The sequence below is a fragment of the Thioclava sp. GXIMD4216 genome (assembly GCF_037949285.1).
Taxonomy (GTDB): Bacteria; Pseudomonadota; Alphaproteobacteria; order Rhodobacterales; family Rhodobacteraceae; genus Thioclava; species Thioclava litoralis.
In genome coordinates this window covers 1,876,976-1,891,383 of sequence record NZ_CP149926.1, presented here as the reverse complement: position 1 = coordinate 1,891,383, position 14,408 = coordinate 1,876,976, and the positions used below count along the sequence as shown (strand labels likewise).

The 14,408-nt window shown below is 62.0% G+C and carries 13 protein-coding genes; 5 read left to right on the top strand and 8 right to left on the bottom strand.

What is annotated here, in order from left to right:
- The first annotated feature begins 42 nt into the window (after positions 1-42).
- From WDB88_RS09355 to WDB88_RS09340, 4 genes are all read left to right on the top strand, one after another.
- Positions 43-297, top strand: coding sequence for a hypothetical protein (locus tag WDB88_RS09355; RefSeq protein WP_339107399.1), 255 nt, complete (start codon positions 43-45; stop codon positions 295-297).
- Between the two features lie 207 nt (positions 298-504).
- The gene (gene ctaA / locus WDB88_RS09350) at positions 505-1,647 is read left to right on the top strand and encodes a heme A synthase (protein WP_339107398.1); all 1,143 of its coding nucleotides are present in this window, start codon (positions 505-507) and stop codon (positions 1,645-1,647) included.
- Positions 1,648-1,651: 4 nt separating this feature from the next.
- Positions 1,652-3,124: a carboxypeptidase M32 gene (locus WDB88_RS09345; RefSeq protein WP_339107397.1), complete on the top strand. Its 1,473-nt coding sequence runs from the start codon at positions 1,652-1,654 to the stop codon at positions 3,122-3,124.
- A 197-nt stretch (positions 3,125-3,321) separates the two neighbouring features.
- The gene (locus WDB88_RS09340; protein ID WP_339107396.1) at positions 3,322-4,776 is read left to right on the top strand and encodes a sugar porter family MFS transporter; all 1,455 of its coding nucleotides are present in this window, start codon (positions 3,322-3,324) and stop codon (positions 4,774-4,776) included.
- A gap of 27 nt (positions 4,777-4,803) precedes the next feature.
- Here the strand turns inward: WDB88_RS09340 and WDB88_RS09335 are convergent, their stop codons facing one another.
- The 8 genes from WDB88_RS09335 to queF form a co-directional block, all read right to left on the bottom strand.
- Positions 4,804-6,165 (bottom strand): cytochrome P450, encoded by a 1,362-nt coding sequence (locus tag WDB88_RS09335; RefSeq protein ID WP_339107395.1) that lies wholly within the window; start codon positions 6,163-6,165, stop codon positions 4,804-4,806.
- The gene (locus WDB88_RS09330; protein WP_339109511.1) at positions 6,162-7,400 is read right to left on the bottom strand and encodes a hypothetical protein; all 1,239 of its coding nucleotides are present in this window, start codon (positions 7,398-7,400) and stop codon (positions 6,162-6,164) included. The genes WDB88_RS09335 and WDB88_RS09330 overlap by 4 nt, the downstream gene beginning before the upstream one ends.
- A gap of 57 nt (positions 7,401-7,457) precedes the next feature.
- Entirely contained in the window at positions 7,458-8,186 is a 729-nt protein-coding gene (locus WDB88_RS09325; protein ID WP_339107394.1) for a M48 family metallopeptidase, read from the bottom strand.
- Positions 8,183-8,851 (bottom strand): DedA family protein, encoded by a 669-nt coding sequence (locus WDB88_RS09320; RefSeq protein ID WP_339107393.1) that lies wholly within the window; start codon positions 8,849-8,851, stop codon positions 8,183-8,185. The genes WDB88_RS09325 and WDB88_RS09320 overlap by 4 nt, the downstream gene beginning before the upstream one ends.
- Positions 8,848-9,219, bottom strand: coding sequence for a hypothetical protein (locus WDB88_RS09315; RefSeq protein ID WP_339107392.1), 372 nt, complete (start codon positions 9,217-9,219; stop codon positions 8,848-8,850). Before WDB88_RS09315 ends, WDB88_RS09320 begins: the two co-directional genes overlap by 4 nt.
- Positions 9,216-10,397, bottom strand: coding sequence for a VWA domain-containing protein (locus WDB88_RS09310; RefSeq protein ID WP_339107391.1), 1,182 nt, complete (start codon positions 10,395-10,397; stop codon positions 9,216-9,218). Before WDB88_RS09310 ends, WDB88_RS09315 begins: the two co-directional genes overlap by 4 nt.
- A gap of 108 nt (positions 10,398-10,505) precedes the next feature.
- Entirely contained in the window at positions 10,506-11,810 is a 1,305-nt protein-coding gene (locus WDB88_RS09305) for a DUF2927 domain-containing protein (RefSeq protein ID WP_339107390.1), read from the bottom strand.
- Between the two features lie 738 nt (positions 11,811-12,548).
- Positions 12,549-13,013, bottom strand: a complete 465-nt coding sequence (gene queF / locus WDB88_RS09300; RefSeq protein WP_339107389.1) for a preQ(1) synthase — start codon at positions 13,011-13,013, stop codon at positions 12,549-12,551.
- 280 nt (positions 13,014-13,293) lie between these two features.
- On the opposite strand from queF, the gene WDB88_RS09295 reads away from it, so the two are divergent.
- Entirely contained in the window at positions 13,294-14,406 is a 1,113-nt protein-coding gene (locus WDB88_RS09295) for a Ppx/GppA phosphatase family protein (RefSeq protein ID WP_339107388.1), read from the top strand.
- Positions 14,407-14,408: the final 2 nt, after the last annotated feature.

Genomic DNA, 14,408 nt, shown 5'->3' with positions numbered 1-14,408 from the left:
GGCTGTAACCGGCCCGGATGTGGCCCCGACGAAAGGACTGCCGTGACCGCTTCCCTGCTTTCGATGCTTGTCCATCCGGCCTTCTGGGCGGTTCTTTGCGTGCTGGCGCTGGTCTTTGATCTGGGCGTGCATGTCTGGATGATGCATCTGGGGCGGCAGGGGCGTCTTCAGGCGATGTTTGACGGGCTGTCACGCTGGCAGGCGCGGGGGCTGCATCTGGGGCTGCTGGTTTCGGGCAAGCTGATGGTGTTCTTCGGGGGCTGTACGGCGGTGGCTGTGCTGCACCAGATCCTTTAGGCGCGTCTGTCGCCTCTCGCACAGCCTCTGGGCCAGTCCCGCGCCGCCTCTTGCGGCCATCGACGATGCGGGCCTCCGGCCACTCTCCCCGCGCGGGCGCGCCCGGGCACGGGTCACCTTCGCGATAGGCTGCGGCAATCGGCGGAATGATGCTTGAACGCGCCCGCCCGCGCGCCTAGTTTGCGCGGCGACTGAAGGAGAGCCCCGATGAGCCAGAAACGCAGCATCTTCGAGGATGTGGCCCAGCCCACCCAAACCCGCGCCGAGCCGAAAGGCGGCATGATCGACCGCCAGCCGAAAGGGGCGCGTAAATGGATCCGCGCCTGGCTGATCGTGATTTTCGCGCTGGTCGTGTGCATGATCGCCTTGGGCGGCGCGACCCGCCTGACCGATAGCGGGCTGTCGATCACCGAATGGAAGCCGATCTCGGGGGCGCTGCCGCCGATGAACGAGGCCCAATGGCAGGCCGAATTCGAGAATTACAAGCAGATCCCGCAATATGCGCTGATCAACCCGAATATGACGCTGGAAGGCTTCAAGGGCATCTTCTGGTGGGAATGGGCGCATCGCAACCTTGGCCGCCTGATCGGCATGGTCTGGGCGCTTGGTTTCCTCGGGTTTCTGGTCACGGGCCGCATCCCCAAGGGGTGGGTGCCGAAGCTTCTGGGGCTGGGAGCGCTTGGCGGGCTGCAAGGCGCGATTGGCTGGTGGATGGTGTCTTCGGGGCTGGGCGGACAGATGATCGCCGTGGCCTCCTACCGGCTGGCCACCCATCTGGGCATCGCCTTTATCATTCTGGGCACGATCGCATGGTTCTGCCTGCAGCTTTCGCGTCGCGAGGGCGAGCTGTTGCAGGCCCGCCGCATGGGCGAGCGCAAACTGTTCGGCATGGCCACGGGCGTGATGCATCTGGCCTTCTTGCAGATCCTTCTGGGCGCGCTGGTTGCCGGAATCGATGCGGGGCGCGGTTATATCGACTGGCCGTGGATGAATGGCGAGTTCTTCCCTTCGGATGCGCTGAATTACGACCCTCTGTGGCGCAATTTCTTCGAGAATCCCGGCATGGTGCAATTCGTGCACCGGATGGTGGCCTATACGCTGTTCGTGTTTGGCATGGTGGTTGTGCTCAAGGCGCGTAAATCGGCCCATCCCAATACCAAGGGCGCGTTCATGGCGATGGGGGCGATGCTTCTGTGTCAGGTGATCCTTGGGATTGTGACGGTGATGCATGCGGCCCCGATGCCACTTGGGCTTGCGCATCAGTTCGGCGCTGTGATCTTGTGGGTGTTGATCATCCGTGCGCGTTTCCATGCGCGTTATCCGGTGGTGCAATCCGTCAGAGGAGCCTGACCCAATGTCTGCCTATCAAGACCTTACCGCCCATCTGCGCGAAACCGCAGCCCTCGAGAAGATCGCCCAGCGGCTGTCTTGGGATCAGGAAACGGTGATGCCGCGCGGGGCTGCCGATGACCGCGCGGAAGAGACGGGGGCGTTGGAGGCAATCCTGCATGCCCGCCGCACCGACCCGCGGATCTCGGACTGGCTGGTACGGGCCGAGGCGCGCAACGAGACAGAGGCGCGGGTGCTGGATATGGTCGCGCGCGACTATAACCGCGCGATGCGTATTCCGGCGCGTCTGGCCGCAGAAATCGCGCGGCTGACCTCGCTCAGCCAGGGCATCTGGGCGGATGCGCGCGCCGCCGAAGACCCGTCGGCCTTTCTGCCGACCTTCGAGGAGGTCGTGCGGCTGAAACGCGAAGAGGCGCAGGCGCTATCGGACGGGCGCGACCCCTATGATGCGCTGCTGGAGGCCTATGAGCCCGGCACCTCGGCCAAGGACATCGGCAAGGTTTTTGACCGGATGCGCCCGCGTCTGGTGGATCTTTGCGACCGCGTGGCGGGGTCGTCCGTCAAGCCCGCAGCGCTTGACCACACCTTCCCCGAGCAGGCGCAGATGCGGCTGTCGCGGATCTGTGCCTCGGCCTTCGGCTATGACTGGACGCGGGGGCGGATGGATATTGCCGTGCATCCATTCTCGACCGGATCGGGCAATGATGTGCGCATCACCACCCGCGTGGTCGAACGTGACCCCTTCAACAATATCTATTCGACGATCCATGAGACGGGCCATGCCTGCTATGAGCAGGCCATCGATCCCGCCTATAATTTCACGCCGCTTGGGGCGGGTGTGTCGATGGGCGTGCATGAATCCCAAAGCCGGATCTATGAAAACCAGCTGGGCCGCTCGCGCGCCTTTACCGGCTGGCTCTACCAGCGCATGACCGAGATGTTTGGCGATTTCGGTGTGTCTGATGCTGACGCCTTCTTTGCCACCGTCAACCGTGTGGCGCCGGGCTATATCCGCACCGAGGCCGACGAGCTGCATTACAACCTGCATATCATGATGCGCTTTGATCTGGAGCGGGACCTGATTTCCGGCAAGCTGGAGGTGACCGACCTTGAAGAGGCATGGAACACCCGCTTCAAAGCCGATTTCGGGCTGACGGTCGATAAGCCCTCGCATGGCTTCCTGCAGGATGTGCATTGGCCGGTGGGGCTGTTCGGCTATTTCCCGACCTATGCTCTGGGCAATCTCTATGCGGGCTGCCTGATGAAGGCGATCCGTGGCGCGGTGCCCGATCTGGACGGGGCGCTGGCCGAGGGGCATACCGCGCCCGCCACCGACTGGCTGCGCGAGAACCTGCAGCGTCACGGGGGGCTACGTCCGCCGGTCGAGACCATCACCACCGCCTGCGGGACAGCCCCCGACGAGACCGCGCTTCTGGATTATCTCGAAGAGAAGTTCTCGGCCATCTACAAACTCTGATCTTTTCCGGTTTGTAAGCAAATGTAACAGAGCCGGCATTTTTTGCCGGCTTTTTCGTGGTTTTGCGCCACAGACCAAAGGCGACCCTTCGTCCGCCGCTTGACCTTGCCCTGTCTCACATCATGTGAACGGACAGATATCCGACACATGAAAAGCAGATCAGGCAAGCGCCGGACATTACGGCGCAGGAGGGGAGTATGGCGGAAATTTCGGATGACGGGGTGATGTCCGGCAGGCTTTTGATGATCGCCTGCACAGCGGCCTTGGGCGGTTTTCTGTTCGGCTATGACAGCTCGATCATCAATGGCGCGGTGGATGCCGTGCGCGATGGCTTCGGACTTTCGGCCTCGGGCATCGGCTTTACGGTCTCCTGCGCGCTTCTGGGCGCTATGGCGGGGGCTTGGTATGCGGGGGTGTGCTCGGACAGGTTCGGGCGGGTGAAGACGATGATCATCGCCTCCGCGCTTCTGTCCATCTCCGCGCTTGGCTCGGGGCTGGCTTTCGGCCAGTGGGATCTGATCCTGTGGCGCTTTGTCGGCGGGATCGGGGTGGGCTTCGCCTCGGTGATCGCGCCCGCCTATATCGCGGAAGTCGCCCCCAAGGACGAGCGGGGCCGCCTTGGCACCATGCAGCAGATGGCCATTGTCTCGGGCATATTCGTGGCGCTTCTGGTCAGTGCGATTGTCGCCCGTGTCGCTGGTGGAGCGGCTGGCACCCTCTGGATGGGCATGGAAGCATGGCGCTGGATGTTCCTTTCGGAACTGATTCCGGCGGTGCTTTACGGTGTGCTGGCGCTGCGTCTGCCGGAAAGCCCGCGTTATCTGGTGGAGAAAGACCGCATCAGCGAGGCGCGTGACATCCTCGAGACGATCGTCGGCGTTCGTCGCGCGCGTCTGGACAGCAAGATCGCCAAGATCCGCGAGACCATGAAGCGCGAGGACAGCAAGAGCTTCCGCGACCTCACCGGCGGGGCATTCTTCTTCCGCCCCATCGTCTGGGTCGGTATCCTGATCGCGGTGTTCCAGCAGTTGGTGGGGATCAATGTGATCTTCTACTATTCCACTACGCTCTGGCAGTCGGTCGGTTTTCAGGAAAGCGACAGCTTCATGATTTCGGTCTTCTCGTCGATAGTGAATATCGTGGCGACGATCATCGCGATCCTGCTGATCGACCGTCTGGGGCGCAAGACGCTATTGCTTTGGGGCTCGGCCCTGATGACCGTCTCGCTGGGGGTGATGGCGCTGGCTTTCAACCATGCGGTGGTCACGGCAGATAGCGTCTCGCTGCCCGCACCTTGGGGACCGGTGGCGCTGGTGATGGCTAATGTGTTCATCATCGGCTTTGGTGCCAGCTGGGGTCCGGTCATGTGGGTTCTCTTGGGCGAGATGTTCCCCAATAAGATCCGCGGCATGGCGCTTGGCGTGGGGGGCGCGGCGAATTGGCTGGCCAATTTCGTGGTGTCGACCACATTCCCCGTGCTGGCCGCGATCGGGTTGGATCTGGCCTATAGCCTCTATGCGGGCTTTGCGCTGATCTCCTTCTTCATCGTCTGGAAGATGGTGTCGGAGACGCGCGGTATGAGCCTTGAGGATATGGTCGAGGGCAAGCCCTCAAGCCAAATCCCCGAGGCCGAACGGGTCGCCGGAGAATAAGCTGAGACCGCCCTTCGGGGCGGTTTTTCATTGGCGCGGCGTAAGGGTCAGCCAGATGCCGTTTTTGCTGCGCACGGTCAGCTGGGCGGCAGGCCGGGGTGGGCGCTCGGGCAGGGCGGTCAGGTGGAAGTCGCGCAGGATCATCGACAGGAGCAGCACGCCCTCGGCCATCGCAAATCCCGCACCGGGGCAGACGCGCGCACCGGCTGAAAAGGGGATATAGGCCTGACGCGCACAGCTTTTGCCGTTTTCCGTGTCCCAGCGGGAGGGGTCAAAGCCGTCGGGGTTGTCCCATAGCAATTCATGGCGGTGCAGATGCCAGGGCGAGATCACCACCTGCGACCCGCGTTTGACGGGGCGCTTGCGGAAGGTCTCGGGGCAGGTGGTCTCGCGCACGAACATCGGCACCGGCGGATATAGCCGCATGGCCTCGCGGAAGACGGCGCGGGACAGTTTCAGCTGTTTCAGCAGGGCCATATCGGGGGCCTCATGCGCAGGCAGGCAAAGCGCCTCCTCGGCCAGTGTTTCCTGCCATTCGGGGTGGGGCGCCAGCAGATAGAGCGCCCATGCCAGCGCCGAAGCCGAGGTTTCATGCCCCGCCAGAAAGAAGATCGCCACCTGATCGACCATCTCATCGGTGCTGAAACGGGTGCCGGTTTCGGGATCGGTCATGGTCATGATCTTGGTCGCCAGATCATCGGGGGCTGTGTCCTGCGCGATCTCTTCGGCGCGGCGGCGCGTGAGGTCTTCGATCAGCTGCCGGATCTGGGTCGCCGTTTCGCGGGTCTGGCGCGAATGCGGGCGCGGCAGCCAGCGCGGCAAGGGCAGAAGGGCCGCCAGATTGACCACAGGGGCCGACATCTGATGGGCGCGGAAGGCGGTAAATACCTGCGCGGCAGTGCGGTCCTCGATCGGTAGCGAAAACAATGTGCGAAAGATGACATCTGCCGCCACATGCGAGGTTTCCGGTTCTATATCAATAGGCTGTCCGGCACTCTTGTGAAGGCGCTTCAGGCAGTTCAACCCTGCTTGCCACATATCGGGCAGGCTTTGATGTAGCTTGCCGCCCTCGAAGGCGGGGTCGATGATGCGGCGCTGGCGGGCCCAGACCGCACCATTCGTCACAAAGACCGAATTGCGCAGCAAAGGGGCCAGACCCTCGCGGATACGGTCGGATTTCGGAAAATCCTGCGGGCGGGCGCGCAGCACCAGATCCACCAGCTCGGGCGTGTTGCACAGATAGGACCGGAAGAAGGGCGTGCGGAATTCGGCCATCTTGGCGCGATAAAGCCGTGCCGGTTGCGCCGAGAGGATATCCTGTTTGAACAGCCGGATATAGCGCCAGAGCGAGACCTTATCGGGGCGCGGTGCGGGTTTCGGCGGGGTCATGACATGGACCGGAAGCGGTTGACGGGCGTGGCAAGCCTGCTGGGCGAAGGTGCGCGCGTGGCATAGCGTTGGGCCAAGGTCAGCGGGCCTGCGGTGATGCGGAAGTAATCATAATCCTGCACGCGATCAAAGGCGCATAAGTATTGGAAATGTAACCTGAAAAAGCGCCGGCGTTCAGCCTTCCAACGCGCCTCGCTCAGACTTTGCCGGAATGCGGCCGAGAAGATCAGGGGGCCGGTCTGTCGGGCGGGGGCAACCCCGCTGACCCCTGCCGGATCGCAAAGCGCGAAACAGCAGCCGTCGCCCATAGCCGTGACATCCACCCAAGTGACCCTGTGGCTGGCGGCAAGCCTGTGCAGGTCCCCACGCAGCCGCTCTGCCTTGGGCAGGAAGCTGACCATCGGCACGACATGGCCAAGCGTCAACAGGGCCAGAGGCGTGTCAGAGGCGGGCGCGCGCCGGTCCAGCTCTGCCAGAACCGAGATTGCCACATGCGCTCCCGAACTATGGCCGATCACCAGCACCTCGTCCCAATCTTCGTGCAGGGCATGGGCGATCCGGTCTGCGAATTGCTGGATGCGGCTGTCGAGCGTTGCGGGATAGGCCCCGTTCCAGCGGGCGGTGAAGGCATAATCATGCAGCAGGTAATAGGCATAGAAGCGGTTATCATGGGCGCGAAACCAGCGCAGGATCACGCCCAGCACCGCGCCCGCAGGCAAAAGCGCCAGCAAGGCGAGCGGGTGTCGGCCAAGCCCCAGCGCCTCGCCCGCCCAGAATGTGGCCCCATAGACCGCCGTGGCCGCCAGAAGGCCCAACAGCAACTGGGTCAGCAACGCCACCACCGGATAAAGCGCGGCAATCACCGGCCCAAGGCGGAGCCGCATCAGGCGGAACAGCGCCGCGCTGCCGATATAGCGCCACGCGGTCTGGACCAGTTGCAGATAGGTGGCGGCGATAGAGCGCCCCATCGACGCGCGCACGATATCCGACCAGAGCAGCACCTCGATCACCGCCTCGACCTGTTGCCCGTCTTGCGTCGAACTTACCTGCCAGCCGTATTTGCCCGCGCTTCCACTGGCTTTCTGGCTGATCTCGTACCCCGAGATCGCTGCCTGCTGGGCGCTTTCGCGGCGATAGAGCTCGCGGTAGCGGCGCGGTGGAAACGGATCATAGCCGGGGATATAGAACACCCGCCGCCTGCGCAGCCCCTGATCTTGTGATTGCTGGTGCACCATTGACCCTGCCTGATCTCTTTGCGGCACGATAGCGCCTAAATCCTGCGAAAGTAAGAATTATTGCAGGCGGCCCGAAGGCGGGGCCGATGGCGGCTTTGATCCCGTGCCCGTCCATTTCGCAACATTCCGGCGGATGGTCTCGACCCGCAGGCGGGTCTCGGGATGGGTCATCAGCCATGCGGGCGTGCTGCGTGGTCCCTGTCGGGTCAGGGCGTCGAGCTTTTCGAAAAGCCGGATTTGCGGCTCGGCCCCGTAGCCCGCCTTGATCATCAGCGCGGTGGCGAATTCATCGGCCTCGTATTCGTCCTGCTGGCTGAGGCGCGCAGCCAAAGCCCGCATGGCCAGATTGGCCAGCAGCGGACCGAGAAACGGCACCATCCGCCCCAGAACCGAAAAGATCAGCATCCGCACAAGGTTCTGTCCCGCGAAGTCGATCATCCGCCGCTTCGAATGCCCCAGTGCCACATGCCCCAGCTCATGCGCGATGACCGAGAGTAACTCTTCGGCGCCGACCTCGCCGCTTTCGTAGCGCCGCAGGAAGCCGCGTGTCAGGAATACCCGCCCGTCCGGCGCGGCAAGGCCGTTGATCGTGGGCACTTCCTGCACATAGACCGGAATGGCGCGCAACTCCATCGCGGCGGCCAGTCGGTCGACCCCTGCCAGCAACAAAGGGTCCTTCAGGCGTGTCGCGCTTTTATCAAGCCGCCGCGCAAGGGACCATGCGGAGACCTGCCACATCACCACTGCGGCCAGCACCGGCAGCAGAAGAACCAGAAGCCGTATCATTCGGACACCTGCGGCAGGCCCTCGACGGGGACCTCCGGCAGCATTCCCTCAGCATCGGAGACCTGATGCGGTGCCTTGCGGCGGACACTGCGCCATAGCCAGCGCCCCAGAAAAATCGCGACCGTGGCGGCGGCAATCGTGCCGATGATGCTGCCCGCCAGATCCGACGCCGCCGAGAGATTGGTCCCGAACACCATGCCCAGCCCGATATAGAGCGAGACCCAGACGCTTTCGCCCGCAACCGAGGCCAGCCAGAAGCGGTGGCGCGGATAACGGGCGGTGCCTGCGGCAAAGTTGACATAGGGGCCAAGCGGCGAGAACAGCCAGCGCGACAGGAAGATCGCCCAGCCGCCATTGCGGTCCAGACGGGTCAGCGCCTTGGCCATAAGGCGCGCGCGCTTGCTTTCGGGTTCGGGCAGGTGGCGGGCCACGATCCGCCCGATAGCATAGCCCAGCCTGTCACCGCAGACCGCCCCCAGCAGCGCCGCCGGAAACAGTGACCACAGATCCAGATCGCCCGAGGCCACAAAGGCGCCGCCTGCCAGCATCACGAGCGAGGCGGGCACGGGCAGGGCAAGGCAACTGCCGAAAGTTACCAGTGCAATCAGCCACGGCCCCCAAAGAGGAAGCAGCGCCAGAAGCTGGTCTGTCAGCTGCGCCATCATGGGCTCTGCTCCGCGCGGACCATAGCGGGCAGACCTGTTTTCAAACGGTCAATCAAGACGGATACCGGTACTCCTTCCGCGCGCGCCAGATCGCGCAATCTCGGTTTATGCCCCTGCTCGGTCTGATCGGACAGATCCAGCAGGACCTCGACCCGATCCTGCGGCAGGTCCCATGAGCGGGCAATATAACGCGGTGTCATCCAGCTTTCCGGCGTTCTTTCGTGATGCCCCGGATCGGCCCAGTAAACCGCGCGGTCGATCGTGTGCCAGGCAAAGACCGCCGTCAGGCCGACCGCCAGAACGAAGACCAGCGAGAGTAGCCGATGGCGGCACCAGATACGGTGGCAGCGGATGAGATTGGAGTTCATGAGAGTGCCTTTACCCCTTGGGAGATACCGTCCAAGGTCAGGGGATACATCTGGTTTTCGAAGATCTGCCGGATCATCTGGGTGGAGTGGGTCCGGGCCCACAGAGACTGCGGCGCGGGGTTGAGCCAGATATGGCGCGGCCATTGCTGGCGGGCGCGCTCCAGCCAGATCTGGCCCGGCTCGTCATTCCAATGTTCATTGGCGCCACCCGCAACCGCGATTTCATATGGCGACATGGCCGCATCGCCGACAAAGATGCAGCGGTAATCGCTGCCATACTGGCGCAGGATGTCCCATGTCGACAGCCGCTCCGTGAAGCGGCGGCGGTTCTCTGTCCAGACATATTCGTAAAGACAGTTATGGAAATAGAAGTGACGGAACTGCCGGAACTCGGTCTTCAGGGCCGAAAACAGCTCGTCCACCAAGGTGATATGGTCATCCATCGAGCCGCCCACATCCAGAAACAGCAACAGTTTCACACCGTTGCGCCGCTCGGGACGGGTTTTGACATCGATATAGCCCGCATCGGCGGAGGCGCGGATCGTGTTGGGCAGGTCCAGCTCGGTGGTGGTGCCCTCGCGCACCCATTGCCGCAAACGACGCAACGCGATTTTCATATTGCGCGTGCCAAGATCGAGACCATCATCGAAATCCCGAAATTCCCGCTTATCCCAGACCTTTACGGCACGTCTTTCACGCGGTCTATCTTGCCCGATCCGCACCCCTTCGGGATTATAGCCATAGGCCCCGAAGGGGGACCGACCCGCCGTACCGATCCATTTGCTGCCTCCCTGATGGCGGTCTTTCTGTTCGGCCAGACGCGCGCGCAGGGTGTTCATCAGCTCTTCGAAACTCCCCGCACCCTCCATCAAGGCCTTTTCTTGCGGGCTGAGCGTGGCCTCGGCAAGGGCTGTCAGCCATTCTTCAGGCAGATCGAAGGCGGTAAGGACATCGTCTAAAGAAAGCATCTCAAGCCCTTGAAAAGTAGCAGAGAAAGCTTTGTCGAACCGGTCGATATGGGCTTCGTTCTTTACCAGCGCGCTGCGGGCGAAATAATAGAACGCCTCGCTGTCATACAGACATAAACCGCGCGAGAGACCTTCCAGAAAGGCCAGATATTCCCGCAAGGATACGGGCACCTGATGCTGGCGGAGGTGAAGAAGGAAGGGACGGAACATCTCGGGTATCTTTATGGGCGGGTCGGGCGCCAGTGTGGCATATCCGATTGCAAAAGACAGCCGTAATAGACGGGGCCGCTACAGGAAAATGCAGCGGCCCCGTCGGGATCATTCCGCGAAAGCCATCATCGCGCCGCCGCTCTGTCCCAGCGTTTTTTGCGCCTGCTTGCGGATCGTTTGCAGCTCGTAGGCCAGCTTTCCGTTGCCCGAAGCGCTGGAATTCTGCAATCCGCGTGTGCTGAGGCGGATGGCCTGATCGGCGCGTCCGGACCCCAGCGCAAAGGTCGCAAGCTGCATATCGGTATGCGCTGTCTGCATATAGGCCCGTGGCGTGATCGCAAAATATTCGCTGGCTTTCAGATAGGCCTGAAGCGCCTGATTGGGATCATTGGGCGACAGCCGCCCCAGAAGATACCATGCAAACCCCATGCGGGTATCCGTCCAGCCCTGCGCCGCCGCGATCTGGATCGCCTGCCGCGCCGCCGCCTGCCGGCGACCGGCCCCGCCCGAGGCCATCGCGCGGTTCACGGCATCCTCGTAGCTGCGCGGTGTCGGGTCCGACAGCACGCGGCTGAACTGCCCGCCCGAGGGATTGATCCGCGACAGCACAGCGGGCAGCGCCGCCATGACTTCGGGCTGGCTCATGCCCGAATGCAGTGCCGGATCATACCATGCCCGCAGGATCGTCATGTCATGACGGGTGAGGGTGGAGACGAAGTTATCATCATTCCAGACTGAATCCGGAATGCGATACAGATCGTTCAGCGGCCCGAGCCCCTGACTGATTTCCTCGTTCAGGCAGTCATGCAGCTCTTGCGCGGACACATCTGCCGGAATGAACACCGCCGCACGGGTCCGCTGCTTCACGCGCGTCCAGTCCGAGACCGCGGAACGCCGCGTTTTGCGGTATTCCTCCCAGGAGGTGACATTGGGCGTCACGAAACAGGCGACACTTGGCACCAGGCTGCGCATCTCGCGTCGTGGCACAAATTCGACCGTTATCCTGTTGGAATTACCGGTTTTAGCCGAAATCGGTATGCCCGCTTCGCGTTGCAGCCGCGAGATCAGCGTGCCCAGCTCGCTGGGCGCTCGCGCCGGAACCTTGCCGGTGAGAACCACCGAAATCGGCCCCTCGAAACGCGTGAACTGTGCCAGAGGCCGCCCCGATTCAAGCTCGAACCCGAGTTCGAGGAAATCGGTGGCAAGCTGGCTGTTGCTGGCCATATTGCTGGATGACACACGCGGCGCGACCTGTCGTGACAGGTCATCATGCGAGGCCGCAAATGCGGCAGTTGAAGCCCGCGCGGATGGCGTGACTTTCGGGTGATCGACCGTGCATCCCGAAAGAAGCGCAGCCGTCGTGCCAGCGGTCAGACCCGCTAGAACACGTTTTGTAAAGTTGCTCTTGGGCATAGCCAATGAGCGCAGTGGACACGACCCCTCGTGTCTCACTGCATTACGCAGAAATTGGAACCGCATGGCAGTGCGTTCCCCCAGTTATTTTACCCCACTACACGCTAAAACGTGCATCTTCGTGAGTAAACGTTTGGTTTACGATTGTATAAACTTTAAGGCAAATTTGGACGAAATCCGTCGGTCGCATCTTCATTTTGCCGCAATGAGACCATCTTTTCCGATGATGCCCCTGAAATCGAGGGTTTTGGTCACATTCCCGCCATAAAGCCCTTTGATCCTTGGGTGAAATCTTGGCAATTCAACGGTTTGTTTCTCAAACTTAAGCTAATATTTAACGATCAGAGCCATAGATTTCCGCTTTTTCACGGGATGTAGGCTGACCGTTTTCTGAGCAAGCTCAAAATGTTCCGTTTACGTTCCTGATGGGCCTTCAGAATCAAGACGTTCATTCCCGCCCGAACAGGCTGCCATCAAGTGCGGGCGGGAATGAGAGCGCTTCGACGGATCGCGTAATGGGGTGAAGAGCGACGCCGGAACGCTTTACGTAAGGAGAAGATCGCGCATATCGGTTACGGTATTATAAACATGCTTATTGTGAGTTGATCTTTCCCGTTAAAATGCAATTAAAGGTTTAGTTTCCCTAGGGGCCGGAAGTCAAGCGGTGCCTGCGGATCGTTTGCGCAAACAAAAACGCGCCCGAAAGGGGGCGCGTTCTTTCTCACTGTGAAAGCCTGGTCAGCCGCGGCCACGATAGGGCGGAACGCCCTGATCAGGGATCCAGACGCCCTCGGGCTGGGGGCCGGTCTGGAAGAAGACGTCAATCGGAATGCCGCCGCGCGGATACCAGTAGCCACCAATGCGCAACCATTCGGGGTCCAGTGTTTCGGCAAGGCGCTTGCCGATGCCGACGGTGCAGGCTTCGTGGAAATCGCCATGATTGCGGAACGATCCCAGAAAGAGCTTGAGCGATTTCGACTCTACCAGCCAGTCGCGCGGAATATAGTCGATCACCAGATGCGCGAAATCGGGCTGCCCTGTCATCGGGCAGAGCGAGGTGAATTCGGGGGCGACAAAGCGCACGGTATAGCGCGTGCCGGGATGCGGGTTGGGCACGCGTTCCAGAACCGCCTGATCGGGCGAGAGCGGCAGCTTGGTCTCGCCGCCGAGCTGTGTGAGATGGCTATAGATGTCTTCGGTCATGTCAGATCTCCTGTTGGTCTTTTTCTACGGGATGGGCGGCTGAATGGGAATATCGCAGCGCGGCCTATTCGTGATTCGATGCGCGGACCCGCGGCTCGCGCCAGAGGATCACGCAAGAGATCCGGAGCCGGACAGGCCACTGCCGCATTCGGGGCCGTATACAGTGTCATTTCAGGTGTGGACGGTCTGGCTATTCGCGGGGCGGATTTGCTTTGGCTCTCTTGATACTCCGGAGGGGAGTGGATAGATTGGAGGCAACTTGAAATCGGAGGGCGTGACCATGACGCCCAAGCGTCCCAGGGCTGCGGGCGCGTTCCCGAATATATCGGTAGAGCACCCCGTGCGCCCGAGTCCAGACTCCAACGAGCTTTATGCCGCGCTGGATCTGGGCACCAATAGCTGCCGCATGCTGATTGCCCGTCCGAAGGGCTCTCAGTTCCATGTGGTCGACAGCTTCTCGAAAGCTGTCCAACTCGGTCAGGGGCTGGAAGCCTCGGGTCGGCTGTCGCGCTCTGCGATGGCGCGAACGGTGCAGGCGTTGCAGATCTGCCGCCGCAAGATCGAGAAACACCGCGTCAAGCGGATGCGATTGGTGGCCACCGAGGCCTGCCGCCGCGCCCGCAACGCGCGTGACTTCATCCGCTATGTCCGGCGCGAGACCGGCCTGCCGCTGGAGATTATTCCGGCGGAAGAAGAGGCCCGCCTTGCAGTGATTTCTTGCGGGTCTTTGGTGCGGCCCAATACCGAGCAGGTGCTGGTGGTCGATATCGGGGGCGGCTCGACGGAACTCGTGTGGATCGACCTCGAGGATGTCCCGCCCGGAGATCGGGCGCGGGCCATCATGCGGCTGGCGAATGGATTTGACCAAAGCAACATGCCGGGGCCTGCCGCGCGTGTCGTTGACTGGATTTCGGTGCCTTTGGGGGTGGCCACGCTGAAGGACCAATATGGCGATGTCGAGGATGATGCGGCGCGCTTTGCCCTTATGAGCTGGTTTTTCGAGGAAAAGCTTGCCGATTTCACGCCCTATGCCTCGGGCAGCCCGCAGGAAGGCTTCCAGATTATCGGCACCTCGGGCACGGTCACCACGGTTGCGGCTTGCCATCTGGGCCTGCGTCGCTATGACCGCAATCGGGTTGACGGGCTGATGATGAACACCTCGGAGATTGACGGGGTGATCCGGTCCTTCCTGCGGCTTGGGCCTGACGGGCGGCGGCTTGACCCGCGCATCGGGCGGGACCGTCATTCGCTGATCATGTCGGGGGCGGCAATCCTGCAGGCCCTGATGCGGGTCTGGCCCACCAACCAGCTTTCCGTGGCCGACCGTGGCCTGCGCGAGGGCCTGTTATATGCACAGATGGCCGCCGATGGCGTCCTTGAAGAACTGGAGTAGAG

Coding starts and splice junctions, on each gene's coding strand:
- ctaA (WP_339107398.1), top strand. CDS start 505: ATGAGCCAGAAACGCAGCATCTTCGAGGATGTGGCCCAGCCCACCCAA.
- WDB88_RS09345 (WP_339107397.1), top strand. CDS start 1,652: ATGTCTGCCTATCAAGACCTTACCGCCCATCTGCGCGAAACCGCAGCC.
- WDB88_RS09340 (WP_339107396.1), top strand. CDS start 3,322: ATGGCGGAAATTTCGGATGACGGGGTGATGTCCGGCAGGCTTTTGATG.
- WDB88_RS09335 (WP_339107395.1), bottom strand. CDS start 6,165: ATGACCCCGCCGAAACCCGCACCGCGCCCCGATAAGGTCTCGCTCTGG.
- WDB88_RS09330 (WP_339109511.1), bottom strand. CDS start 7,400: ATGGTGCACCAGCAATCACAAGATCAGGGGCTGCGCAGGCGGCGGGTG.
- WDB88_RS09325 (WP_339107394.1), bottom strand. CDS start 8,186: ATGATACGGCTTCTGGTTCTTCTGCTGCCGGTGCTGGCCGCAGTGGTG.
- WDB88_RS09320 (WP_339107393.1), bottom strand. CDS start 8,851: ATGATGGCGCAGCTGACAGACCAGCTTCTGGCGCTGCTTCCTCTTTGG.
- WDB88_RS09315 (WP_339107392.1), bottom strand. CDS start 9,219: ATGAACTCCAATCTCATCCGCTGCCACCGTATCTGGTGCCGCCATCGG.
- WDB88_RS09310 (WP_339107391.1), bottom strand. CDS start 10,397: ATGTTCCGTCCCTTCCTTCTTCACCTCCGCCAGCATCAGGTGCCCGTA.
- WDB88_RS09305 (WP_339107390.1), bottom strand. CDS start 11,810: ATGCCCAAGAGCAACTTTACAAAACGTGTTCTAGCGGGTCTGACCGCT.
- queF (WP_339107389.1), bottom strand. CDS start 13,013: ATGACCGAAGACATCTATAGCCATCTCACACAGCTCGGCGGCGAGACC.
- WDB88_RS09295 (WP_339107388.1), top strand. CDS start 13,294: ATGACGCCCAAGCGTCCCAGGGCTGCGGGCGCGTTCCCGAATATATCG.